The organism is Streptomyces sp. NPDC005303, assembly GCF_040607335.1.
GTDB lineage: Bacteria > Actinomycetota > Actinomycetes > Streptomycetales > Streptomycetaceae > Streptomyces.
On the sequence record NZ_JBEXGM010000024.1, the window covers coordinates 22749 to 46910 of the forward strand.

Genomic DNA, 24162 nt, shown 5'->3' on the forward strand with positions numbered 1-24162 from the left:
CCCTCCGATGAACCGACGCACCCTCCTCGGCGGCCTCCTCGCGGCGGCCTCCGTCCCCGCCCTCTCCGCCTGCTCCAGCGGCATCACCTCCCTCGACGGCGGTGGCACGGTCTCCGGCGGCAGCGGCTCCAGCAAGGGCGGACTCACCATCGGCACCGCCAACTTCACCGAGAACCAGGTCCTCGGCTACCTGTACGCGGCGGTGCTGCGACAGGCCGGCGTGAAGGTGAAGGTCCGCCCCAACCTCGGCACCCGCGAGATCGTGATCCCCGCCCTCAAGGCGGGCGACATCGACCTGCTGCCCGAGTACCAGGGCGCCCTCCTCAACTACCTCGCCCCCAAGGACACCTCCGCGGAACCGGGCACCATGCAGAACGCGCTCACCCTGGCGATGCCCGCCGGCCTCCAGGTCCTCCCGTACGGCCAGGCCGCCGACTCCGACTGCTTCGTCGTCACCCGGGCGACCGCACGCAAATACGGCCTGACCTCCCTCGCCGACCTCGCCAAGCAGAACGGCCGACTGGTCATCGGCGCCGCACCCGAGGTGAAGAAGCGCCAAGTGGGCGCGGTCGGCCTCAAGGACGTCTACGGCGTCGAGTTCAAGGAGTTCAAGTCACTCGACTCGGACGGCCCACTGGTCAAGGGCGCCCTGAAGAAGGGGGACGTCGACGTCGCGAACCTCTTCACCACCGACACCGACATCGCCGCCCACGACTGGGTCGTACTGACCGACCCCAAGAACCTCATCCCCAGCCAGCACATCGTCCCCCTCATAGCCGACCGCAAGGCCGACGACACCGTCCGCAAGGCCCTCGCCCGCCTGGGCAACACCCTCACCACCGCCCAGCTCACCCAGCTCAACAGCCAGGTCGACAACGACAAGAAGGACCCCGAGGACGTGGCGGACGCGTACGCCAGGCAGCACGGGCTGACCTAGGAAGGACCCCCGCCGCAACAGGGGGGCTAACCCCAGTGCAGCGGATGTTCCCGCTGCATACCGTGGACCCCATGACCGGAATGGATGCGCGGGACCCCGAACTCAAGAAGGAACTCAACGCCACCCTGCAGGCCCGCAGGGAACTGGGCGAGGAGTACGAGTCCGCGCTGGTCGACTCGTTTTTGGAGAAGGTCGACCAGCGGATCGACGGCGCCGTGGACCGACGCCTGCGCCGGCAGCTCGCCGAGCAGCAGATGGTGTCGGCCCGGGGCGCCCGCTCGCCCAAGCCCACCGACTCCTTCGGCGAACGCTTCGGCTTCGCCATCGTCTCCCTGGTCCTGGCGATCCCGCTCTCCGCGATCGGCGGCGCCCTGGCCAACCTCCCCGGCCTCCTGGTCGCCTGGGTCGGCATCGTCGGCGTCAACGCCTTCCAGGCGCTCCGCGTCAACCCGGACCTCTTCCGGGGCCGGCGCGCGAAGCCGTCCCCCCACGGCAGCGACTGGGAGAACTGACCCCGCGCTCACACCTGCGCGGTGGGCAGCACCACGACCTGGCGCAGGTTGACGTGGCGGGGCCGGCTGGTGACGTAGGCGACGACGTCGGCGAGCTCGGCGGCCGCCAGCGTGCCCATCGCCTCGACCATCCCACCGATCTGCTCCCGCAGCCCGTCGTTGTCGATGTGCGTGGCCAGCTCGCTCTCCGTCAGCCCCGGCTCGATGTTGGTGACCCGCACGCCCCGCGGCCCGAACTCGCTCCTCAGCAGCGCCGAGAGATGCGTGACCGCGGCCTTCGTCGCCCCGTACACGGCGTAGTTCGTGAAGCCCGTGACGTGGGCGCCGATGGACGAGACGTTCACCAGGTCCGCGCTGCGCCCCTGCGCGGCCGCCTCGTTCAGGTCCTGGGCGAAGGCGCCGATGACGCGCAGGACACCGGTCACATTGGTGTCGATCATCCGCTGCCACTCATCGATGCGGGCGTCGACGATCGGGTTCGGCAGCATCACGCCCGCGTTGTTCACCACCAGGTCGACCGCCCCGTAGGCCGCGTGGACGCTCTCCACGGCCGCCGCCACCGACGCCTCGTCGGTGACGTCCGCGACCACGGCCAGCGCCTGCCCGCCGCCGGCCCGGATCTTCCCCACGACCTCCGCCAGCCGCTCACCGCGCCGCGCGAGCAGCGCGACCCGTGCCCCCTGCGCGGCCAGCAGCACGGCGACCGCCTCACCGATCCCGCTCGCGGCCCCGGTGACGACAGCGGTACGTCCGGCCAGATTCTCGTACGACATCGAAGTGCTCCTCGGTGGGATGTCCGCCGGGGTGACTCCCCGGCCTCGCCCACCACCCTGCGGCGCCCGGGCCGCCTTACCCAGGGATGCGCTTTTCCTGGGTCTGCCAGTACCAGGTTCCGGACCCCGGCCTCCTCTACGATCGAACCCATGAACGGGGACCTCGGAGACTTCCTGCGCTCACGCCGCGCCCGCTTACAGCCCGAGGAGGTGGGGCTGCCCTCGTACGGCCGGCGCCGCGTGCCCGGCCTGCGCCGGGAGGAGGTGGCACAGCTTGCCGGAGTGAGCGTCGACTACTACATCCGGCTGGAGCAGGGCAGAGGTTCTAGCGTCTCCGAGGCCGTCCTGGACGCCGTCGCGCGCGTCCTGCGCCTGGACGAGACCGAGCGCGCCTACCTCCACGCCGTGGCCCACCCCCGCAGACGGACCGACCGTCCGACGCGGCCCCGCGTCCGCCCGGCCGTCCAGCTCATGATCGACGCCATGGACCGCACCCCGGCCTTCGTCCTGGACCGCCACATGACCGTCCTGGCCTGGAACCCCCTGGCCGACGCGGTGTTCGGCTACAGCGGTACGACGGCCAAGGCCCGCAGCATCCCGCGGCACGTCTTCCTCGACCCCGCCGCCCGCGACTTCTACCCGGACTGGCAGGCGGTGGCCGCCCAGAGCGTGGCCCATCTGCGGGTCCTGGCGGGCCACCACCAGGACGACCGCGAGCTGACCTCGCTCGTCGGTGAACTCTCCCTCAAGAGCCAGGACTTCCGCCGCCTGTGGGCCGACCACCAGGTCAAGGAGTGCGCCTACGGCGTGAAGCGGCTCCAGCACCCGGTGGCGGGCCTGCTCGTCTTCCCCTACGAGACCCTCACGATCCCGGGAGACGGCGACCAGACCCTGCTCGTCTACACACCGGAACCGGGGTCGGAGACGGCGGAGAGGCTGGCGCTGCTGGGAAGCTGGGCATCCAGCCCCGCGCGCTGAGAAAGTAATGCGCGGGGACCGCCGCACCCCCGATACCGGGGGGCGGGACGACGGCGGTCCCCGCGAAGGACGTCGACCGGGTCAGGCCAGGTCTCACGTCCGGCGTCCATGGAGGTCCGGGAGCCGCTCCGGAGGTCCTTGGACGTTCGGCGCCGGCTGGGGCGGGGAGCCGCTCCCGCCCTGCCGACATCCACCAATGTGCCGGACGCGTGTTAAGCGTGTGCTGCGCGGACGTGACACGCTCGTACCAGTTCCGCGAAGTCCGGTCGCTCATCGATTCAGACGTCAAGCCGCAGCACGGCTGATCACTCGTTTTGTTGACTCAGTCGGCCATCCATTCACCGGCCGCGCCGCCCACCTGCATATTTCGAGGTGCCCGAACTGTTCGTCCCACCTCGAAGAGGCACTCGTATGCCCGGCTGGTCCAGGAGCTTCCTCAATCCCTCACTCGTCGCGGCTCTGGAAGCCGGACGCACCTTCGAGGAGTGGCTCGGCGGCCGGATACCCGGAGTCGACTACGCCCGGATCAGTGCCGACCAGAGCACCCGATCCGCCGTGCTGGCCAGGGGACGCGAGGCCGGGACGGGCATTCGTCATCAGCACGAGGAGAACATCGAGACCGCCGCCGCGTTGGGGGTGGCCATCGTGCGGTTCCACGAGGACAACGGCCTGACGGCGGCACACCCGGCTGTCGTGCGACCGGCGTTCGTCGAGATGGTCGCCACCCTGCACTGCCGTAGAACGAGCGAGGGCCATCCGGTCCAGGCCCTCATCGCGACGGAGCGCGAACGCGTGTGGCGCTCGGCTGCGGACTTCGCCCGAGTGCGTCAGGCTCTCACCGTCACCGAGGAGGGCTGTTCGTGGAACGTCGAGCGGTGTTCGACCTCGCCTCGACGGACAGCGCGAGTGACGCGGCCGCCGGCGACGCAGAGGTCGGGCGGACCAAGGAGCGCATCGAACGCCACATCCGCCGACGTGCCATCGACGGCGGGACCCCGGGAGGGCGCAGACGCTTCGGCTGGCTCTGCCCGGATCCACGATCGGGACGCAAGATCAACATGCGCAGAGATCCCGAGGAATGGCCCGTCCTGCGAGAGATGATCGAAGCGGCGCTGCGTGGAACCAGCTGGAACGAGATCGCCCGAAGGCTGAACGCGCGAGAGATCCGAACCGCGTCAGGCAACCGGTGGAGTGGAGCCACTGTCCGCCAGGCGCTCACCAACCCCGTGATGTGCGGATACCGGGCCATCCATGGAAATCTCGTCCATGACCCCGCCACCGGCCTGCCGGTCGTGGGCCAGTGGGACGCCCCCGCGGCTGCCGAGGAGTAGCAGGCACTGGTGGAACTCTCCCGGCAGCGTGGCGCGAACCGGGGCACCCGCCTGACGAACGGCAGTCCGTCTCCGGGAAGTGAGCCTCGAAGTTTCCGCAAGTACCTGTTCAGCGGATACCTGCGCTGCGGTGCCCGCCGCAAGGACGGCACCGCCTGCGGCGCCAAGATGGGTGGCAGCGCCCGGCCGACCGCGAGGAACCCCGACAACGCCGTGTATCTGTGCACTGCCCTGGACTGCGGGGGCACCGCTCGCAACGTCCATGACGTCGACGGACACCTGGAGGAGATCGTTCTCTCCCTGCTGCAGGAGCAGCGCGGCACCGGCGATGCCCGGCAGCCGGAGTGGGCCGGTACCGCGTTGCTGCAACTCCTCTTCGGGCAGCGCGAGTTACTCGCGGAGCAGTTGCGCGAGGGCGTGCTCAGTGATGCGGACTTCGCGCGCAGGGCAGCCGACCTCGAGACCCGTGTCTCCGGTCTGGAAACGGCTCAGGAGGAGTACCTCAGGCACGGGCAGGCCACTTGGGTCGGCAAGGATCCGAGTCGATGGCCCCTGATGAGCCTCCCCCAGCGGCGGGCAGCGATAGCCGACGTCCTGGAATCGGTGACCGTCCTTCCGCTCCCGACCGGGCGGTCGCGCCGCGCCCCGTTCGATCCTCAACTGCTGCAGATCAGGTACGCGACATGAGCTGACGCGTCACGACGGGTGTCGCCGTCCTCGTGTGCGAGACGGTGAGGACGGCGCACACCTCGGCGCTTCACTCCGCCGCGCGTGCCATGTACGCCAGAAGGTCCTGACGGGTCACGACTCCGGTCGGCTTGCCCTCGACCAGCACCATCGCCGCATCCGCGCGGCCCAGGATCGACATCAGATCCACCACCGGCTCACCGGAACCCACCAGCGGCAGCGGGGCCGACATGTGCTTCTCCAGCGGGTCGGTGAGGTTGGCACGCTGGGTGAACAGCGCGTCCAGGAGGTCTCGTTCGACGATGGAGCCGACCACCTCGGCCGCCATCACGTCAGGATGCCCGGCGCCCGGCTTCACCACCGGCATCTGCGAGACGCCGTACTCGTGCAGCACCTCGATGGCCTGGCCGACCGTCTCGTCCGGATGCATGTGGACCAGGTGGGGGATCACGCCTTCCTTGTACTTCAGGACGTCCCCGACGCGCGCGGTCGGACCCGTCTCCTCGAGGAACCCGTAGGACGCCAGCCACTCGTCGTTGAAGATCTTCGAGAGGTAGCCGCGTCCGCTGTCCGGGAGCAGGACGACCACGACGCCGTTCTCGTCCAGGCGCTCGGCGACGCGCAGGGCCGCGACGACGGCCATGCCGCAGGAGCCGCCGACCAGGAGGCCCTCCTCCTTGGCGAGGCGGCGGGTCATCTGGAAGGAGTCCTTGTCGGAGACGGCGACGATCTCGTCGGCGACGGTCCGGTCGTAGGCGGTCGGCCAGAAGTCCTCGCCCACGCCCTCCACGAGGTAAGGCCGCCCCGAGCCGCCGGAGTACACGGACCCCTCGGGGTCGGCTCCGATCACCTGGACCCCGCCGTCGCTCGCGTCCTTCAGGTAGCGGCCGGTGCCGGAGATGGTGCCGCCGGTGCCGACGCCCGCCACGAAGTGGGTGATCTTCCCCTCCGTCTGCTCCCACAGCTCGGGGCCGGTGGAGTGATAGTGGGAGAGCGGGTTGTTGGGGTTGGAGTACTGGTCGGGCTTCCACGCGCCCGGCGTCTCACGCACCAGCCGGTCGGAGACGTTGTAGTACGAGTCCGGGTGCTCGGGGTCCACGGCGGTGGGGCAGACGACGACCTCGGCACCGTAGGCGCGCAGGACGTTGATCTTGTCCGTCGACACCTTGTCGGGGCACACGAAGATGCACTTGTACCCCTTCTGCTGCGCCACGATGGCGAGCCCGACCCCGGTGTTGCCGCTGGTCGGCTCGACGATGGTGCCCCCGGGCTTCAGCGCCCCGCTCTCCTCCGCCGCCTCGATCATGCGTAGGGCGATGCGGTCCTTCACGGAGCCGCCGGGGTTGAAGTACTCGACCTTGGCCAGGACGGTCGCCTTGATGCCCTTGGTCACGCTGTTGAGCCTCACCAGCGGGGTGTTGCCGACGAGGCTGATCATCGAGTCGTGGAATTGCACCGTTGTCTCCGGATGCTTGCAAAAGAAGTGGTCCTAGTGGTCCGGCCAGCCTATGGCCTGATCGGGCGCCATGACGGTCGTTCACTGCGCGTTGGGATTGGGCCACGGTCCGTGCGGGGCAAGGAGTGGGTGTAGCGGGTACGACGGAGGTGGCGGCGACGTATGACGAGCATGTCGAGGGCGAGGGTGGCCCGGCGGATCGCGGCCGGCGCCGCATACGGCGGCGGCGGGATCGGTCTGGTCGGCGCGGCGGCCATGGGTCTGGTGCTGGCGGAGGTGCGGCTGGCCAGGCGGCAGGTGGGCAACGGCACGACGCCGCACGTCCCTCAGGCCGAGGGCCGGTACGGCCATGTCTATACCGCCGTGGGAGTCGCGCCCCTGCGTCTGACGATGCTGGGGGACTCCACGGCCGCGGGACAGGGAGTGCACCGGGCGGCCCAGACGCCGGGCGCGCTGCTGGCGTCGGGGCTCGCGGCGGTGGCGGAACGCCCGGTGGAGCTCCGTAACGTCGCCCTGCCCGGGGCCACCTCGGACGACCTGGACCGTCAGGTGGCGCTGACGCTGGCGGACCCCGAGCGGGTCCCGGACGTCTGCGTGATCATGATCGGTGCGAACGACGTCACGCACCGGATGCCGGCGACGCGTTCCGTGCGGCATCTGTCGGCCGCGGTACGGCGGCTGCGCACGGCCGGTGCCGAGGTCGTGGTCGGTACCTGTCCCGACCTGGGCACGATCGAGCCGGTCCAGCAGCCGCTGCGGTGGCTGGCGCGGCGGGCCTCGCGTCAGCTGGCGGCGGCGCAGACGATCGGCGCGGTGGAGCAGGGCGGGCGCACGGTGTCGCTGGGCGATCTGCTGGGTCCGGAGTTCGAGGCGAATCCGCGTGAGCTGTTCGGGCCCGACAACTACCACCCCTCGGCGGAGGGGTACGCGACGGCGGCGATGGCGGTGCTGCCGACGGTCTGCGCGGCCCTGAGCCTGTGGCCGGCCGACGAGGACCGTCCGGACGTCTCGCGCCGCGAGGGTTTCCTGCCGGTGGCCCGTGCCGCGGCGGAAGCGGCGTCGGAGGCGGGCACGGAGGTCGCGGCGGCGATGCCGACCGGTCCGACGGGGCCCTGGGCCCTGCTCAAGCGCAGGCGGAGGCGGCGGGTGCGGGCGACGGAGCCGTCCCCCACGAGTGTGTCCGAGGTCTGAGAATGCCCAGGAAAGCAAGCGCTTAGACATAGGTCACACCGTCACCCCCGTGACCCAGGCCATACGTACGGGTAACTTCCGTGGGAGCCCCGTCCGGAACGAAAATCCCGTATGCCAATGGAGCCGTGATGCCCGAAGCCGTGATCGTCTCGACCGCCCGCTCCCCCATCGGCCGCGCCTTCAAGGGCTCCCTCAAGGACCTGCGCCCCGACGACCTCACCGCCACGATCATCCAGGCCGCCCTCGCCAAGGTCCCCGAGCTGGACCCGCGCGACATCGACGACCTGATGCTCGGCTGCGGCCTCCCCGGCGGTGAGCAGGGCTACAACCTGGGCCGTATCGTCGCCGTGCAGATGGGCATGGACCACCTGCCGGGCTGCACGATCACCCGCTACTGTTCCTCCTCGCTGCAGACGAGCCGCATGGCCCTGCACGCCATCAAGGCCGGTGAGGGTGACGTCTTCATCTCGGCCGGCGTCGAGACGGTCTCCCGCTACGCCAAGGGCAGCTCGGACGGCCTCCCGGACACCACCAACCCGATCTTCGACGAGGCCCAGGCCCGCACCGCCGCCACCGCCGCCCAGGAGGGCACGAGTTGGCACGACCCGCGCGAGGACGGCCTGCTCCCCGACCCCTACATCGCGATGGGCCAGACCGCGGAGAACCTGGCGCGCGTAAAGGGCGTCACCCGCCAGGACATGGACGAGTTCGGCGTGCGCTCGCAGAACCTCGCCGAGGAAGCCATCAAGAACGGCTTCTGGGAGCGCGAGATCACCCCGGTCACGCTCCCCGACGGCACGGTCGTCTCCAAGGACGACGGTCCCCGCGCCGGCGTCACGCTCGAAGGCGTGCAGGGCCTGAAGCCGGTCTTCCGCCCCGACGGCATGGTCACCGCCGGCAACTGCTGCCCGCTCAACGACGGTGCCGCCGCGGTCGTCATCATGAGCGACACCAAGGCCCGCGAGCTCGGCCTCACCCCGCTCGCCCGCATCGTGTCGACCGGCGTCTCCGGCCTCTCTCCCGAGATCATGGGCCTGGGTCCGGTGGACGCGAGCAACCAGGCGCTGCGCCGTGCCGGTCTCACGATCGACGACATCGACCTGGTCGAGATCAACGAGGCGTTCGCCGCCCAGGTGATCCCCTCCTACCGCGACCTGAACATCCCGCTGGAGAAGCTGAACGTCAACGGCGGCGCGATCGCCGTCGGCCACCCGTTCGGCATGACCGGCGCCCGCATCACCGGCACGCTCATCAACTCCCTCCAGTTCCACGACAAGCAGTTCGGTCTGGAGACCATGTGCGTGGGTGGCGGCCAGGGCATGGCGATGGTCATCGAGCGCCTCAGCTGATCCTCAACTCTCCGTGTCCGTACGGGGACTCGGCGTCACTCTTCGGCCCAGAATCGTGGAAACTCCAAGGTTCTGGGCCGATTTGTGATCCAATCTCCCTCAGGATGTGACCTATCTCCCTTCGCACAGGGATTTGCGCAGCTCAGAGCCGTTTCGCCACCAAACCCCGGGCCCACATACCTGTCCGTTTCGTGATGTTACGCACTGACAGTTGGATAGTCCGCCCTTCAAGCTGATGTAGGAAGTCGGGGGTCGACTTTGAACCGGGAGTACGTCAGTGAGCGCCATGCCGATCGCCTTGCTGGTCACCACGGCCGCCACGGGCGCCGTGGGCGTCGCCGTCCTGCGCACCCTCATGGTGCTGCGCCGGCAGGTCGCCGCCCTGCACGCCGAGCTCGCCAGGAACAACACCACGTCGGTACGGGGTCTCGTGCCGGCCGCGCGCCCCGCCGCTGACGACGAGATACGCGCCGCCGTGGCCGAGGCCCTCGCCGAGGAGCGTGAGCGCGAGCTGGCCGAGGCGCGGGCCTTCTGGGCCGCCCAGGAGGCCCGTGACGCCTCCGACGCGCCCTCGCTGCTCGGGCTGCCCGACAGCGAGCTGTTCCTGCCCCGGCAGGCCGATTTCGTGGGTCTGGAGCCGCTGGAGCCGGTGTCGGAGTCCTCGGCCGACGCGGACGAGTTCGCCGGCGACAGCCCCGAACTGGCCGCGGCCCGCCGCCGCCACCCCTCCCACCCGGACTTCGTGCCGGTCGGTTCACCGGTGGTGGGCGACCACGAACGCACGGTGGCGACGCTGGAGGACCTGGCCGCCTCCGGTACCGAACTGGCCGACGTCCGCCCCGGCCCCCTCGGCACCCTCGACGTCTACGTCTTCGCCGACGGCACGACCCTGTGCATGACCCCCGGCCACCGCGAGACGGCCGAGCGCCTCGCGGCGGCCCTGCGCGCGGGCGAGACGCCGGTCCTGCTGGGCGGTTCGGGTGTCTCGGGCGCGTACACGCTGACGTTCGCCTGCGGCGAGGAGAACGTCTACATCCTGGCGGACCGGGTCATAGCGTCCCTGTAGAAGTCCCGGAGTCACGGAGACACACAGTCACGGAGTCCGGGAGTCCCGGAGTCCGGGAGTCACACTCCGGCGCGCTGCTGGGCCTGTGCCACGAGTTCCAGCGCTTCTTCCACTTGGCCCTCGTCCGTCAGGACGAGGGCCAAGTCGTGCACGGCCACGGTGATCTGGTCGGCGGCCGCGAACATCCCCGCGTCGGGCATCTCCCGCAGCTCGGTGCCGGGCTCCTCCAAGAGCTGTGTCCGGCGGGCCAGTTCGCGGGCCAGACCGAGTGCCTCAGCAGCGGCTCCCCGCTGCAGACGACTCTGCGGTGCGGCCCGGAGCCGGTCGGCGAAGTGATCCACAGCCCGGGTCAGACGCGAAGTATCAGCCACCCGGCAACCGTACGCGTCCCACCGGGACTGTTGCCAACAGGCGAACGCTCAGGCACGGTGACCTGAAGGACCGGCTTACATCCCCTTTGCGTCCGGAGGCGCCGATGTCCCACGTCCTCTCCGAGGAGACCCACCGCAACATGCTCGCCCGCATCCCCCACTGCACCGGTCGTGAAGTGTCCGACTGGCTGCGCACCGTCGACGAAGGCCCGGCCCTCTTCCGCTTCGAGGAAAAGGTCAGCTGGCTCCGCCACGAACACAACCTCGCGTACGGCCACGCCAAAGCGATCATCCACGAGTACGACCTGAGGAGGGCCGCGCGCAGGTACTTCTGAGCTGCGCACATGCCGAAGGGCCCCCGGTCGGAACCGGAGGCCCTTCGCCGTACGACCGTCGGAGGCTAGTCGCTGCTGTTGAGGATCGCGACGAGTCGCAGGAACTCCATGTAGATCCACACCAGGGTCAGCGTGAGACCGAACGCGGCCAGCCACGCCTCCTCGCGCGGGGCGCCGTAGGCGATGCCGTCCTCGACCTGCTTGAAGTCGAGGGCGAGGAAGCAGGCGCCGAGGAGCACGCCGATGATGCCGAACAGGATGCCGAGGCCGCCGCTGCGGAAGCCGAGGCCGTCACCGCCGCCGAAGACGGCGAACAGCAGGTTCACCACCATCAGCAGCATGAAGCCGAGCGCGGCCGCCATGACGAAGCCGTAGAACCGCCGGTTGACGCGGATCCAGCCGGCCTTGTACGCCACCAGTACCGCGGCGAAGACCGCCAGGGTGCCGATCACGGCCTGCATGGCCGCGCCGCTCGCGATGCGGTTGTCGACGATGCTGGAGATCACGCCGAGGAACACGCCCTCGAACGCGGCGTACGACACGATCAGCGCGGGCGTGGCCGTGCGCTTGAAGGACTGCACGAGCGCCAGGACCATGCCGATCACCGCGGCGCCGATGCCGATGCCGTACGAGCGGCCGATGTTGGCGTCGTCGACGGGCAGCAGCGCCCAGGCGAGGGCGGCGGTGACGATCAGGATGCCGAGGGTGGTGCCGGTGCGCAGGACGACGTCGTCCATCGTCATCCGGCCGGTGGTCACCGGGGTCTGCGGCGGTGCGCCCTGCTGCAGGCCCTGCTGGGCGTAGGGGTTGGTCGCGTACGGGTTGCCCTGCGGCTGCGCATAGGGGTTGCCCTGCGTGCCCACGGCTGCTCCCCCGGCCTGCGGCGCGGTGTTGAAGCCCGCGTAGCCGTTGTCGCGGCTGAACCCCCGTCGCGAGAAGACCGGGTTGCTGCTCCTCATTTCACTCCTCCATGGCCACCGTGTGTGGACCTTGCCCTCAAGAGTAATGGGTAGGCAAAGGAATGACCCTAGTGCTTGAGGAGGATCTTCCCTCGTTGTGCTGGCCAACACGCTACGCGCACGCGTGATTCCCGGCACCGGAGGGGCCTCACCCGAAGGGGAAGCCGGTGTATCCCTCGGCGAGATCGGTCTCGGCGGCCCGCGAACCGGCTATCCGTTCCAGCCGGGCCAGCTGCATCCGGTCCTCGAAGTCGGTGGCGTCGGGTGCCCGGTGCAGGAGGCTCGTCATGTCGTACGAGAACCGTTCGGCCTGCCACACCCGCCGCAGGCAGGTCTCGGAGTAGGCGTCCAGGAGCTCGGCCGAACCGGTCTCCTTCCGGTGCGCCAGCGCCCTCGCGAAGGTCACGACGTCCCCCACGGCGAGGTTGAGGCCCTTGGCCCCGGTGGGCGGGACGATGTGTGCCGCGTCGCCGGCGAGGAAGAGACGGCCGTGGCGCATGGGCTCGTGGACGTAGGAGCGCATGGGGGTGACGGACTTCTGCGTGATCGGTCCCCTGTCGAGCTTCCAGTCGTCGTCCGTCTCGAAGCGGCGCTCCAGCTCGTCCCAGATCTCCTCGTCGCCCCAGCTCTCGGCGTCCGTGCCCTCGGGTACCTGGAGGTAGAGGCGGGAGACGGACGGGGAGCGCATGGACAGCAGGGCGAAGCCGCGGTCGTGGCGGGCGTAGACGAGTTCGTCGTGGGAGGGCGGGACGTCGGCGAGGATGCCGAGCCAGGCGAAGGGGTACGTCCGCTCGAACACCTTGGTCAGTTCGGCGGGGATCGCCTTCCTCGCCACCCCCCAGAAGCCGTCGCAGCCGACGACGTACTCGCACTCCAGGACGTCCTCGCGCCCTTCGTGCCGGAAGCGGACGCGCGGACTGTCTCCGTCCGCCCCCTCGACGGCCAGGGCCTCCGCCTCGAACAGCAGCGGGCCGCCGTCCTCGAGCTGGAGGGCGATGAGGTCCTTGCAGACCTCCGTCTGGGCGTAGACCATCACGGACCGGCCGCCGGTGAGGGCGGGGAAGTCGACGCGGTGGCGCTTCCCGCCGTAGCGCAGTTCGATGCCGTCGTGCGGGAGTCCCTCGCGGTCCATGCGCTCGCCGGCGCCCACCGCGCGCAGTACGTCGACCGTGCCCTGCTCCAGGATGCCGGCGCGCTGGCGGTGCTCGACGTAGGCGCGGTCGCGGCTCTCCAGGACGACGGAGTCGATGCCGGCGTCGTGGAGGAGCCGGGCGAGGAGGAGGCCGGCGGGGCCTGCTCCGATGATGCCGACGGTGGTGCGCATCGGGCGTTCCCTTCGGAGACCTTGTGGCTGGCGTGCGCGCAATAGTTCGTGTTCGCAAGGTGAAGTTTTTTTCACTTGAACGAGCCGAGTTTGCGCCCAGGGTCTGCCGATGTCAACGGTCTGCGCGTCCGTCCGGTCCGCGGGTGGTTGCCGCGGACCGGACGGACGACCGGGTCAGCGGCTGGGCCAGCCGTCCAGGTGGCGGTGCATGGTGACGTCGTCCTGCGCGTCACCCTTCGGGGCGTCGGCCACGGCGTCCTGGAGGACGGTGTTGACCTCGGCGGCGAGGGCGTCGGCCCGGGTGCGCAGATCGGTCGCGGACACCGTGGAGCGGGTCAGGGCGTCCAGCCGGCGGTGGATGTCGGCGAGTTGGCGGCGGTGAGCGGAGTCCAGGGTGAGCGGGGTGGGCGTGGAGACCACGAACTGGTAGGCGCCGGCCAGGGTCTGGCAGCCGGTGCAGCTCTTGTTGGCGGCGTCGCTGAGGTTCACGGCGTTCAGGCGGGTGTGCTCGCCCGCGACGGTGACGATCTGGAACGACAGCGCGACCGAACGGCAGTCGTCGTCGGCGGTGCAGCCCGACGAGACCGCGTTGGCCTGGTTGCGCACGGAGGCGGCGGTCACCTTTCCGTACTGCCGGATGGTGAACGAGTCCCTCTCCTCCGTGTGGTCGAGGCGGTCGGCGTGGCTGAAGACATGGTCCGACGCGACGGCGACCTTGGGGGGCCCGCCGGTGGCGGCCTGCGCCGGCACGGCGGTGGCCACACCGGCGACACCGGCGGCGAACAGCCCGACACGAACGGCACGTCGGGTGAAGGGAGTTGAGGTACGGGGTTTTCGATGGCTGCTCAAGGGATCTCCTTGGGTGGATGGATGGGTACGGATGTGGGGGGTGACGGGGAGGACAGCGGAAGAGGGCGGCCGTGATGGGCCGTTCCTCCCCGCCGCACGCCCACCCGAGCGGAAAGCCGCCGGACCCTTCGGCCCGTACGGTCGCCGCCGCCGTCCCCTCAGGACGCCCCAGGTGATCCGCTGGCCGGTGCCGGGGAGGTGGTGTCCGCCGGGGACGGCGGGATGCTCTCCGACGGGGTCGGAGACGGGGGCGGGGGCGGGCTCGACGGGCCCTCGCCCGTGCCCGGAGAGGACGGTTCCGGGCCCGCCGTGGTGCCCTGGGCCGGGGACGCCGGTCCCCGGGAGGTGCCCTCGGCCGCGCCCGGCGATGCCACCGACGCGGCCGGAGAGGCGGACGCCGGGGCGGCGGAGGTGCCCGCGGACGGGGCGCCGGACCCTCGGGAAGCGCCCGCCGCCGACGGTGGGACCGCCCCGGGGCCGGTGCCTGACGGGTCGTCCGCCGGGCCGTCGTCCGAGGTGGACGCGTCGCCGTCGGGAGTCGTGGCCTGCCGGGGCTCTGGTTCCTCCGTCGACACCCCGGGCTGGAGGATCGGCGCGATGGGGGGCTTCTTCGGGAGCGGCTGGGGCGTCAGCCCGGACGTCCACGCGTAACTGAGGCCCGTCAGCCCGGCGAGGACCACCGCACACAGCGCCACCCGCAACCGCGGCCGCCCGGCCGTGGCCCGCTTCGCGGCCCGCAGGATCCGTCCGCCGATCTTCACCGTGAGATAGACGACCCCGCCCATCGGGATCAGCAGCATCAGACAGCCGAGCACCCCGACGAGCCCCTCGACTACCTCGCCGTCCGCGAAGGCCGACCCGGTGCCGGAGAACTGCTCGACCATGGACCGGGTCATCGTGGCGATGATCCTGGGCAGGTTCCACAGCCCGTAACCCATCTCACCGATGATCAACGGCACCATGGTGAGCACCCACGCGGCCACGATGGTCCGCGCCGACTTCTTCAGCCCGGCGACCTCTTTGCGCGCGGCCCGTCCCTTCCGCCCCGGCACCAGACCGAGCAGGATCGGCTTGATCTTGCCGTAGAGGTCCGGGACGCCGGCGAGGTCGCCCAGGATGTAGTAGCCGTCGAGCCGCACCGCGGGCATCAGCTGTTCGAGGATCTCGAAGTGCCCGAGATACACCGCGGCCAGGAAGAACTGCTGCCCCGTGGCGAAGTACAGCCCGGCCATGCCGAGCATGAACACCACGTTGAAGTAGACCCCGCCCAGGTCGGTCCTGATCCGGCCGCCGCGTCCGATCCGGTACACGTCGGTGACGTCGGTGTACATCGACGGCCAGATCAGGAAGATCCCGCAGCCGATGCACCCGGGCCGGGCGCCGCCGTATCTGCACGCGGAGGCATGGCCGAACTCGTGGAAGACGAGCGAGGCCACGGTCAGGCCGAAGACGATCAGGATCAGCACCGGCTGGTCGAGGACCTCCAGGACCGGCTCGATCGCCCCGAAGAAGCCGAACAGCCATACGTCCATGGCCACGGTCGCCGCCAGCACGACCGCGACGACGACCGGCCGGTGCAGCCACGCGAACATCCGCGCGATCCGTGCCGTGCGCCGCTCGTCGAAGATGATCCGATGGCCCTTGAGGGCGAGCAGCAGGTCGGAGCGCGGTGCGTCGACCTCGTCGCCCTCCTGGCCCTCGGGGACCGTCACCCCGAGGGGTTCGAGCTTCTTCTCCACCAGGAAGCGGATGTTGTCGCCGCTGACCTCGCGGCCGAATCGCGCGCTCACCCGGTGGGCGATCGACTCGGTGTCGCGTACGCCGTCGACGGACGACGCCACGAGGTACAGCAGCCGCGACAGCTGGACGACCTGCCCGTCCCCCCGACGGGCGATGTACTTGGGCTCGGTGAAGCCCGACCCCTGGTACTCGCCGTGCAGTCGCAGTCCCGCGCTCAGCCGTGGCACGAGTCGCTGTTCGACGACGGGCAGGCTGCCCGTCGCCACCTGCTCGTACGTCACCGGCCAGCCGCCCGGCCCCGGAACCGGCCCGGAGTCGTACAGCGTCGGGGGCCCGTCTCCGAGCACTGTCATATGTGGTCTCCCCCCACGTCCTCCCCGTTTCCCCCCTGGCACGGCCGTCGGGGTGGACCGCACCGCTGGTGCGGGCGGCCCACCCCGACGACCGTGGTCACGCCGGTGCTACTGCTTGACGACGATCGACTGCGACGCCTGCGACTCGGCGACCGAGTACGAGGAGTGGTCGTTGAGCGCCGCGGACTGGTTGTCCGCCTGGATGTTGGCGATGTGCTTGGTGACGTTGGTCGTCTTGTTGAAGCTGAACTTCAGACGACCGAGGGCCTCGCGACCCGGCAGCAGCTCGGCGGACTCGGTCTCCAGCTCGTGCATGTCCATGCTCATGACGGACGTCCTTTCAGGTGGTGTGGATCGGGTTCGAGGTGGTGCGCGGGTGCTACTGGGTGACGGTGATGTTCTGGCCGGCCTGGGAGGCGGCGGCCGACGCCAGGGAGTGGTCGTTGACGGCCAGGGACGAGTTGTGGGCCTCGACGTTGGCGATGTGCTTGGTGACGTTGGTCGTCTTGTTGAAGCTGAACTTCAGACGACCGAGGGCCTCGCGACCCGGCAGCAGTTCCGCGGACTCGGCCTCGAGCTCGTGAGCGTCCATCATGATCAATTCCCCCTCAGGGATGGGCATTTCCGGTCGGACCGAGTCAGGTTCCCCCCAGACTCTGTCCAACTTGGTCGGACGTTCTGTCCAACGAGATTGGACACTAGGGCCTTGCGGGGGCACCGCGCAACCCGTTCGGGGAATCACCCTTTCGGCGGCGGGTGGGGCCGCCCGTAGAATCGGCCCCGACATGGACGGTTCCGCCGAGCGGCGAGCAGGAAGTGACCCACCCGTGGCCAACGCACTCCAGCAGTTGATCCGTGAGCGCCTGGACCTCAAGGGCTGGTCCTACGGCGAGGTGGCGCGCCGCGGTGGCGTCCCGCGCTCCACCGTCCACCACCTGGCGACCACCGACCGTGTCGTCCGGATGCCCCAGTCGACGACCCTGGAGGGACTGTCCAAGGGCCTGGAACTCCCGTTGGACACCGTCCGCCGCGCCGCCGCGGAGGCCTGCGGCATCCATGTGTACGGCTCACCGGCCGGCCAGGACCCCGAGGGCACCGCCCGCCCGGCCGACCCCGAGGTGGACCTCCTCATCGCCAGCCTCCAGAAACTCTCGGCCGACGACCGCCGCCACGTGACCGCCCTCGTGGAATCCCTGCTGGACCGCACCCCGAAGAAGTAACCCCCCGACGCCCGGTCCACGAGCACCCTCCCAGCGACCGGGGCGCCCCGAAACCGGCTCCAGCACGCACGAGACCGACCGAGCGGACCGGCACGGCCGGGGACCACACGCGCGACCGGCCGCCCGGATCACACCTCCCGGCCCCGCCACCGCCCCTGGCGAGCACCCCAACCACCCGCACGCGGGCCACGAAACCGCCGACCGGCCCAGACCACGAGAGCGACCGAGCGCGGACCGGCCCGGCCGGGGACCACACGCGCGACCGGCCGCCCGGATCACACCTCCCGGCCCCGCCACCACCCCGGAGAGCACCCCAACCACCCGCACCCGGGCCACGAAACCGCCGACCGGCCCAGACCACGAGAGCGACCGAGCGCGGACCGGCACGGCCGGGGACCACACGCGCGACCGCCCGGCCGCCCGGCTCACACCCCTCCCGGCCCCGCCGCCGCCCCTGGCGAGCACCCCAACCGCCCGCACCCGGGCCACAAAACCGCCGACCGCCCACCGGCCCCAGCACCACGAGAGCAACCGAGCGGACCGGCACAGTCGAGTCGCGCCTCCCGGCCCCGCCACCGCCCCCGGCGAGCACCGCACCCGCCCCCCACGCCACGCAAACGGCCACTCGCGGCGGTCCACCCGAAGGGCTCACCTTCCGGAATCCGAGCCGCGAGGAATCGACTCCGGCAGGCCCCGCCCAGGCGCCACCACACCGGCCCGCGGAAGCCGACCTCGCACCGCCCGGACGGCCACCCCGGAACAGGCCCCTCACCAGGCAAAACAGCCAACCCTCGGCCCGCGAGCGCCCTCGGTGACCCAACCCGCACCACCCGACCACCCAGGCCACCCCCAGACCCCACCGCTGGCCAAAGAAGTGACCGTCCGGAAGCTGGGTCTCGGCGGTCTGCGATCGCGGATGTTCACTCTTCCGTGGTGTCGGGAAAAGAATTCGACTGTGCCCGACAGCACCGGACTCCCCCGCTAGTCTCTCGTCCTGCCCGAGGAGCGAGAGCCGCACGACCCCGGGCTCCCAGGGGGGAATGTGTTGTTCGTGCATGGCGGACCGGCCACTGCCGTGGTCCGCGGGCCCGCCGGAGAATCGGTCGTTCTGCTCTCCGGTGAGCTGCCCGAGGTACTGACCGATCAGTCAGTGACCGAACTCGTGGAACTGGCCGCCGCCGTCCTGGACGCGGACGAGCTGCCCCTGTTCCACACCTGTCTGAGAACACTGCGCCGCGACGGCTTGCGAGCCGGGCGCCGGATCGAGATCGACGGTGCCGTACTGACCGTCTACGAGGGATGACGAGAGAGCGCCGGCCCACGCGTGAGAAGTCATCGCGTGGGCGGAAAAGTGCCCGGAGCCGGACTTGAACCGGCACGCCCGCGAAGGGGCAGCGAGGTTTAAGCTCGCCGTGTCTGCATTCCACCATCCGGGCAGGCCATGGGCTCCGCGTCGAGGTCCCGAGCCTATCGGGATGCATCCCCCGGACAGCGGACGGGCGGACCGATGTTGTCTTATTTTATTAATGTCTGAGGGTGCATCAGACCGCGGAACACGCCATCCGCACTTGCCAATAGCGTTACGTGCGACACCCGGCCGCGCATGCGGAATGACGGAATTTCACCGCCCGAACGAGGACGCTCCACCTGTTCTCTGCACTTGCCCGGATCAGGGGCAGCCGTCATCCCCAGGTATGACACCGAGCGGCGCAGTCCCTCCGAAGTCTGCCTTCGGAACCAGAACTGCGGCTGACTACACGGCGGGGCCCGGCCACCACGATGGAAGACGTCCCTCAACGACGTCGTCCCGCTAGGAGTTCCATCCGTGACCACCACACCCGTCGCCGGCCGGGCCACCACCGTGGCCGCACGCGCCACGGATCTGTCGAAGATCTACGGACAGGGCGAGACCCAGGTGGTCGCCCTGGACCGGGTCACCGTCGAGTTCCGGCAGGCCGAGTTCACCGCGATCATGGGCCCCTCCGGCTCCGGCAAGTCCACGCTGATGCACTGCGTGGCCGGCCTCGACACCTTCTCCTCCGGTTCGGTGCGCATCGGCGACACCGAGCTGGGCTCCCTGAAGGACAAGCAGCTGACCAAGCTGCGGCGGGACAAGATCGGCTTCATCTTCCAGGCGTTCAACCTGCTGCCGACCCTGACGGCCCTGGAGAACATCACCCTCCCGATGGACATCGCGGGCCGCAAGCCGGACCAGGAGTGGCTGGACTCGGTCATCCGGATGGTCGGGCTGCGGGACCGGCTCAGCCACCGCCCCGCCCAGCTCTCCGGCGGCCAGCAGCAGCGCGTCGCCGTCGCCCGGGCCCTCGCGTCCAAGCCCGACATCATCTTCGGTGACGAGCCGACCGGAAACCTCGACTCACGCTCCGGCGCCGAGGTCCTGGGCTTCCTTCGCAACTCCGTACGGGAGCTGGGGCAGACGGTCGTCATGGTGACCCACGACCCGGTGGCCGCGGCGTACGCGGACCGGGTGGTCTTCCTCGCGGACGGGCGGATCGTGGACGAGTTGTACAAGCCCACGGCCGAGAACGTCCTCGACTTCATGCGCCTCCTTCCTGGGGGAAACCCCCAGACCCCCGAGTCCGACGCGAAGGGCCGTACCTCCTGATGTTCCGCACCGCCCTGCGCAACGTACTCGCGCACAAGGCCAGACTGCTCATGACCGTGCTCGCCGTGATGCTCGGTGTGGCGTTCGTGTCCGGCACGCTGGTCTTCACCAACACCATCTCCGAGGCCTACCAGAAGAGTTCGGCCAAGGGCTTCGGCCAGGTCGACGTCGCCGTCACCGCCACTTGGGACGAGGACAAGGGCAACACGATCGGCAAGCGCCACGAGCTGACCCAGGCTCTGCTCGACAAGAGCGCCAGGGTCCAGGGCGCCTCGAACGCCATCGGCGTCGTCAACGGCTTCACCGCCATCGCCGACAAGGACGGCAAGCTCATCGGCGGCGGCTTCCAGTCGCAGGGCGGCAACTACTACGGGACCAAGGACCCCCGGTACCCGCTCGCCGAGGGCGCCGCGCCGCACGGTGCGAACCAGGTCGCCATCGACTCCGAGACCGCGAAGCGGGCCGGCTACAAGGTCGGCGACACCGTGCGCCTCTCGGTCGACGGCCCGGTCCTGAAGCCCGTCGTCACCGGGATCTTCACCACCGACGACGGCAATGTCGCGGCCGGCGGCAGCCTCGCGCTGTTCGACACGGCCACCGCCCAGAAGCTGTTCGGCAAGCCGGGGACGTACGACGAGATCGACGTGAAGGCGGCCTCCGGCACCTCCCAGACCGCGCTGCGGGCCGCGCTGGACAAGGCCCTGCCCGCACACCTGGTGGAGACCGAGACCGGCAAGGAACTCGCCGACGAGCAGGCCGAGATGATCTCGGCCTCGATGAGCGGACTGAAGCAGGGGCTGCTGGTCTTCGCCGGCATCGCGCTGTTCGTCGGCACCTTCATCATCGCCAACACCTTCACCATGCTGGTCGCCCAGCGCACCAAGGAGCTGGCGCTGCTCAGGGCCGTCGGTGCGTCCCGCAGGCAGGTCACGCGGTCGGTGCTGGTCGAGGCGTTCGTGGTCGGCCTGGTCGCCGCCGTGACGGGTCTCGTGGCCGGTATCGGCATCGGTGCCGGGCTCAGGTCCCTCATGGGCACGCTCGGCGCGACCGTCCCGGACGGGCCGCTGATCATCACGCCGGGCACGGTCGGCGTGGCCCTCGCGGTCGGTGTCCTGATCACCATGCTGGCAGCCTGGCTGCCGGGCCGCAGGGCGGCGAAGATCCCGCCGGTCGCGGCGATGAGCAGCGTGCACGCGAAGGCGACGACCAGGTCGCTGGTGCTGCGCAACACGCTGGGCGCGCTGTTCAGCGGGGCGGGTGTCGCCGTCATCCTGGCGGCCACGACCATGGACGGCTCGGACGGCCAGGCCCCGATGGGCCTGGGCGCGGTCCTGCTGATCATCGGCGTGTTCATCCTCACCCCCCTCCTGTCCCGTCCGCTGATCGCGGCGGCGGCCCCCCTCCTGCGGGTCTTCGGCGTCTCCGGGAAGCTGGCCCGCCAGAACTCGGTGCGCAACCCGCGCCGTACGGCCGCCACCGCCTCCGCGCTGATGATCGGCCTCACCCTGATCACCGGCATGACGGTGATGGCGGGCAGTCTCCAGAAGTCGATCGACAAGATGGCGTCGGCGGCCGTCAAGGCGGACTACGTCGTCTCCATGGCGAACGGCAACGAGCTCTCGCCGGACGTCGAGAGGAAACTGGCGAAGGTCGACGACGTCACCGCCGTCAGCCCGCTGCGCAACGCGCCCTCCCGCATCGACGGCCAGACCGAGTACCTGACCGGCGTCAACGGCCCGGCGATCGGGAAGCTGACCGACCTGAAGGTCGACAGCGGCACCTTCGAGGTCGGCGGCACGCGGGTCGTGGTGGACAAGGACACCGCCAAGTCCCGTGGCTGGAAGGCCGGTTCGGCCTTCACCGCGCACTTCGAGGACGGCAAGGCGCAGCGGCTCACGGTCGCCGGGGTCTACGAGGGCAACGACCTGATCAACGGCATCATGCTCGACACCGCGACTCTCGACCCGCACCTGAGCGAGCTGTCCGACATGCAGGTCATGCTGAAGACGTCCGACGGCGCCTCGGACGCGACCAAGGACAGGCTGGAGAAGGCCCTCGGCACCAATCCGGCCATCAAGGTCCAGGACAAGAAGGACCTCTCGGAGTCCATCGCGCAGATGTTCACGCTGATGCTGAACATGCTCTACGGCCTGCTGGCCATGGCGGTGATCGTCGCGGTCCTCGGGGTCATCAACACCCTGGCCATGTCGGTGTTCGAGCGCTCCCAGGAGATCGGCATGCTCCGCGCGATCGGACTGGACCGCAAGGGCATCAAGCGGATGGTCCGTCTGGAGTCCCTGGTCATCTCCCTGTTCGGAGGAGTCCTCGGCATCGGCCTGGGCGTCTTCTTCGGCTGGGCGGCCGGTGAGCTCCTCGGCACGAAGATGGCGACGTACGAACTCGTCCTGCCCTGGGCCCGGATGGCGGTGTTCCTGCTGCTGGCGGCGACGGTCGGCATCCTGGCCGCGCTGTGGCCGGCCCGCCGGGCGGCCCGCATGAACATGCTGGCGGCGATCAAGGCCGAGTAGCACCGAGTAGCACCGAGCAAGTCCGCTCAGTCGTACGACAGTCGGGGCCCGTTGCCGAGCAACGGGCCCCTGTTGCCGCTCAGTTCCAGGTGCGGGCGCGCAACGGCAGCCCGGAGGCGCCGGATTCGGGGGTCCTGACGGCGAGGACCTGGTTGACGCCGATGCGGTTGCGTTCGAAGGCGAGGGCGCAGGCGGCCATGTACAGCAGCCACACGCGGGCCCGCCCGGGGCCCGCGATCCGCACCGCGCGCTGCCACTGGGCCTCCAGGTTGGTGACCCAGCGGCGCAGGGTGTGGGCGTAGTGCTCGCGGATCGACTCGACGTCCCGCACCTCGAACCCGGCCCGCTCCAGCATGGTCACGGTGGTGCCGAGGGGGGCCAGTTCGCCGTCGGGGAAGACATAGGCGTCGATGAACCCGTCGAGGTGGTACGCCGACTCGTCGCGCTGCGGGCGCCGGGCGATCTGGTGGTTGAGCAGCCGCCCGCCGGGCCTCAGGAGCCCCGACAGGGCCTCGGCGTACTCCAGGTACCGCTCGCCGCCGACATGTTCGGCCATGCCGATGGAGGAGACGGCGTCGTACGGCCCGTCGGTGACGTCCCGGTAGTCCTGCACCCGGATCTCGACACGGTCGGTGAGCCCCGCGTCGGCGACGCGCTTGCGGGCGTAGGCCGCCTGCTCCTGGGAGAGGGTGATGCCGACGACGCTCACGCCGTACTCGCGCGCGGCGTGGATGGCCATCGAGCCCCAGCCGCAACCGACGTCGAGGAGCCGCTGCCCGGCCGTCAGGCCGAGCTTGCGGCAGACGAGGTCGAGCTTGTCGCGCTGGGCGTGCTCCAGGGTGCCCTCGGGTTCGGGGGCCTGCCAGTAGGCGCAGGAGTACACCATCGCCGGACCGAGGACGATCTCGTAGAAGCCGTTGCCGACGTCGTAGTGGTGGCTGATGGCTCGCTTGTCGCTGCGTCTGGTGTGCAGATGGCCGCGGACCCGGCGGACCTCCTCGGGCGGCGGGGCGGGCGGCAGCGGCGGCCCCGCGAGGGCGACGAGTCCGCGTACGGCGGAGCGCACCCCGGGTTCGCGCAGGGCCTGGAACAGGGTCCTGTCGTCCTCGCCGCGCTCCCAGACGAGCCCCGAGATCAGGTCGAGGGCGGTGTAGAGGTCGCCGTCGATGTCCAGGTCTCCCGCGACCCAGGCGCGGGCCAGCCCCAGTTCGCCCGGCTTGAACAGCAGCCGGCGCACGGCACGCCGGTTGCGCACGACCAGCGCGGGCGCGTCGGGCGGCCCGGCCTCCGAGCCGTCCCAGGCCCGGATCCGCACCGGTAGCGGAACTCCCAGCAACTGTGCGAAGAGGTCCCTGAGCCGCAGCGCGGCATCTGCCATGACGCACACCTCCGTGACGAGGATCCCGGAATTGTCCACCGTGGTAAACAGCGGCATGCCGGTGAGCAGTCCCTTCGTCGGGTTACGGCTGAGCAAAACACATGTAGCAACCATGTACACCCGCCGGGTGCGGGAACGCCGAAGGACCTCCCGCACCACGGATGGCGGGAGGTCCTTCGGGGTGGATCAGCGACCGGAA

The 24162-nt window shown here is 70.1% G+C and carries 24 protein-coding genes and 1 tRNA gene; 13 read left to right on the forward strand and 12 right to left on the reverse strand.

What is annotated here, in order from left to right:
* Positions 1-7 precede the first annotated feature (7 nt).
* Together ABZT93_RS28415 and ABZT93_RS28420 are read left to right on the forward strand one after the other, a co-directional pair.
* Positions 8-937, forward strand: a complete 930-nt coding sequence (locus tag ABZT93_RS28415) for an ABC transporter substrate-binding protein (protein ID WP_356109975.1) — start codon at positions 8-10, stop codon at positions 935-937.
* A 71-nt stretch (positions 938-1008) separates the two neighbouring features.
* Positions 1009-1449: a hypothetical protein gene (locus tag ABZT93_RS28420; RefSeq protein WP_356109977.1), complete on the forward strand. Its 441-nt coding sequence runs from the start codon at positions 1009-1011 to the stop codon at positions 1447-1449.
* Between the two features lie 8 nt (positions 1450-1457).
* Here ABZT93_RS28420 and ABZT93_RS28425 read toward each other — a convergent pair whose 3' ends face one another.
* Positions 1458-2222, reverse strand: a complete 765-nt coding sequence (locus tag ABZT93_RS28425; RefSeq protein ID WP_356109980.1) for an SDR family oxidoreductase — start codon at positions 2220-2222, stop codon at positions 1458-1460.
* Between the two features lie 150 nt (positions 2223-2372).
* Between ABZT93_RS28425 and ABZT93_RS28430 the strand changes: the two genes are divergently transcribed.
* Complete coding sequence (locus ABZT93_RS28430; RefSeq protein WP_356109982.1) at positions 2373-3200, forward strand: helix-turn-helix transcriptional regulator; 828 nt, start codon at positions 2373-2375, stop codon at positions 3198-3200.
* 444 nt (positions 3201-3644) lie between these two features.
* Here the strand turns inward: ABZT93_RS28430 and ABZT93_RS28435 are convergent, their stop codons facing one another.
* Positions 3645-3797, reverse strand: coding sequence for a hypothetical protein (locus ABZT93_RS28435; RefSeq protein WP_356109985.1), 153 nt, complete (start codon positions 3795-3797; stop codon positions 3645-3647).
* Between the two features lie 263 nt (positions 3798-4060).
* On the opposite strand from ABZT93_RS28435, the gene ABZT93_RS28440 reads away from it, so the two are divergent.
* Positions 4061-4531, forward strand: coding sequence for a recombinase family protein (locus tag ABZT93_RS28440; RefSeq protein WP_356109987.1), 471 nt, complete (start codon positions 4061-4063; stop codon positions 4529-4531).
* 9 nt (positions 4532-4540) lie between these two features.
* Positions 4541-5218, forward strand: a complete 678-nt coding sequence (locus tag ABZT93_RS28445) for a hypothetical protein (protein ID WP_356109989.1) — start codon at positions 4541-4543, stop codon at positions 5216-5218.
* Between the two features lie 70 nt (positions 5219-5288).
* Here ABZT93_RS28445 and ABZT93_RS28450 read toward each other — a convergent pair whose 3' ends face one another.
* Complete coding sequence (locus tag ABZT93_RS28450; RefSeq protein WP_356109992.1) at positions 5289-6674, reverse strand: cystathionine beta-synthase; 1386 nt, start codon at positions 6672-6674, stop codon at positions 5289-5291.
* Positions 6675-6836: 162 nt separating this feature from the next.
* On the opposite strand from ABZT93_RS28450, the gene ABZT93_RS28455 reads away from it, so the two are divergent.
* From ABZT93_RS28455 to ABZT93_RS28465, 3 genes are all read left to right on the forward strand, one after another.
* A complete protein-coding gene (locus ABZT93_RS28455) occupies positions 6837-7865 on the forward strand; it encodes an SGNH/GDSL hydrolase family protein (protein ID WP_356109995.1) in 1029 nt (342 codons plus the stop codon).
* A gap of 128 nt (positions 7866-7993) precedes the next feature.
* Positions 7994-9214, forward strand: a complete 1221-nt coding sequence (locus ABZT93_RS28460; protein ID WP_356109998.1) for an acetyl-CoA C-acetyltransferase — start codon at positions 7994-7996, stop codon at positions 9212-9214.
* A gap of 286 nt (positions 9215-9500) precedes the next feature.
* Positions 9501-10280, forward strand: coding sequence for a hypothetical protein (locus ABZT93_RS28465; RefSeq protein ID WP_356110155.1), 780 nt, complete (start codon positions 9501-9503; stop codon positions 10278-10280).
* A gap of 59 nt (positions 10281-10339) precedes the next feature.
* Here the strand turns inward: ABZT93_RS28465 and ABZT93_RS28470 are convergent, their stop codons facing one another.
* Positions 10340-10651: a hypothetical protein gene (locus ABZT93_RS28470; protein ID WP_356110000.1), complete on the reverse strand. Its 312-nt coding sequence runs from the start codon at positions 10649-10651 to the stop codon at positions 10340-10342.
* A 104-nt stretch (positions 10652-10755) separates the two neighbouring features.
* Between ABZT93_RS28470 and ABZT93_RS28475 the strand changes: the two genes are divergently transcribed.
* Positions 10756-10986 (forward strand): DUF4287 domain-containing protein, encoded by a 231-nt coding sequence (locus tag ABZT93_RS28475; protein ID WP_020120819.1) that lies wholly within the window; start codon positions 10756-10758, stop codon positions 10984-10986.
* A 65-nt stretch (positions 10987-11051) separates the two neighbouring features.
* On the opposite strand, the gene ABZT93_RS28480 is transcribed toward ABZT93_RS28475, so the two are convergent.
* The 6 genes from ABZT93_RS28480 to ABZT93_RS28505 form a co-directional block, all read right to left on the reverse strand.
* Positions 11052-11945: a Bax inhibitor-1/YccA family protein gene (locus tag ABZT93_RS28480; RefSeq protein WP_356110002.1), complete on the reverse strand. Its 894-nt coding sequence runs from the start codon at positions 11943-11945 to the stop codon at positions 11052-11054.
* A gap of 148 nt (positions 11946-12093) precedes the next feature.
* Positions 12094-13269 (reverse strand): 4-hydroxybenzoate 3-monooxygenase, encoded by a 1176-nt coding sequence (locus ABZT93_RS28485; RefSeq protein ID WP_356110005.1) that lies wholly within the window; start codon positions 13267-13269, stop codon positions 12094-12096.
* Positions 13270-13443: 174 nt separating this feature from the next.
* A complete protein-coding gene (locus ABZT93_RS28490; RefSeq protein ID WP_356110007.1) occupies positions 13444-14118 on the reverse strand; it encodes a hypothetical protein in 675 nt (224 codons plus the stop codon).
* A 158-nt stretch (positions 14119-14276) separates the two neighbouring features.
* Positions 14277-16211, reverse strand: coding sequence for a hypothetical protein (locus ABZT93_RS28495; RefSeq protein ID WP_356110010.1), 1935 nt, complete (start codon positions 16209-16211; stop codon positions 14277-14279).
* Positions 16212-16319: 108 nt separating this feature from the next.
* A complete protein-coding gene (locus ABZT93_RS28500) occupies positions 16320-16538 on the reverse strand; it encodes a hypothetical protein (RefSeq protein WP_007382551.1) in 219 nt (72 codons plus the stop codon).
* Between the two features lie 52 nt (positions 16539-16590).
* Positions 16591-16806, reverse strand: a complete 216-nt coding sequence (locus tag ABZT93_RS28505) for a hypothetical protein (RefSeq protein WP_352388241.1) — start codon at positions 16804-16806, stop codon at positions 16591-16593.
* 232 nt (positions 16807-17038) lie between these two features.
* Between ABZT93_RS28505 and ABZT93_RS28510 the strand changes: the two genes are divergently transcribed.
* Together ABZT93_RS28510 and ABZT93_RS28515 are read left to right on the forward strand one after the other, a co-directional pair.
* Positions 17039-17431: a transcriptional regulator gene (locus ABZT93_RS28510; protein ID WP_356110013.1), complete on the forward strand. Its 393-nt coding sequence runs from the start codon at positions 17039-17041 to the stop codon at positions 17429-17431.
* Between the two features lie 1042 nt (positions 17432-18473).
* Positions 18474-18734, forward strand: a complete 261-nt coding sequence (locus ABZT93_RS28515) for a hypothetical protein (protein WP_328782245.1) — start codon at positions 18474-18476, stop codon at positions 18732-18734.
* Positions 18735-18783: 49 nt separating this feature from the next.
* On the opposite strand, the gene ABZT93_RS28520 is transcribed toward ABZT93_RS28515, so the two are convergent.
* Positions 18784-18867 (reverse strand) — tRNA-Leu (locus tag ABZT93_RS28520).
* 389 nt (positions 18868-19256) lie between these two features.
* Between ABZT93_RS28520 and ABZT93_RS28525 the strand changes: the two genes are divergently transcribed.
* Together ABZT93_RS28525 and ABZT93_RS28530 are read left to right on the forward strand one after the other, a co-directional pair.
* Positions 19257-20057 (forward strand): ABC transporter ATP-binding protein, encoded by an 801-nt coding sequence (locus tag ABZT93_RS28525; RefSeq protein WP_356110014.1) that lies wholly within the window; start codon positions 19257-19259, stop codon positions 20055-20057.
* Positions 20057-22585, forward strand: coding sequence for an FtsX-like permease family protein (locus tag ABZT93_RS28530; RefSeq protein WP_356110017.1), 2529 nt, complete (start codon positions 20057-20059; stop codon positions 22583-22585). The genes ABZT93_RS28525 and ABZT93_RS28530 overlap by 1 nt, the downstream gene beginning before the upstream one ends.
* 79 nt (positions 22586-22664) lie before the next feature.
* On the opposite strand, the gene ABZT93_RS28535 is transcribed toward ABZT93_RS28530, so the two are convergent.
* Entirely contained in the window at positions 22665-23963 is a 1299-nt protein-coding gene (locus ABZT93_RS28535; protein WP_356110020.1) for a class I SAM-dependent methyltransferase, read from the reverse strand.
* Positions 23964-24162: the final 199 nt, after the last annotated feature.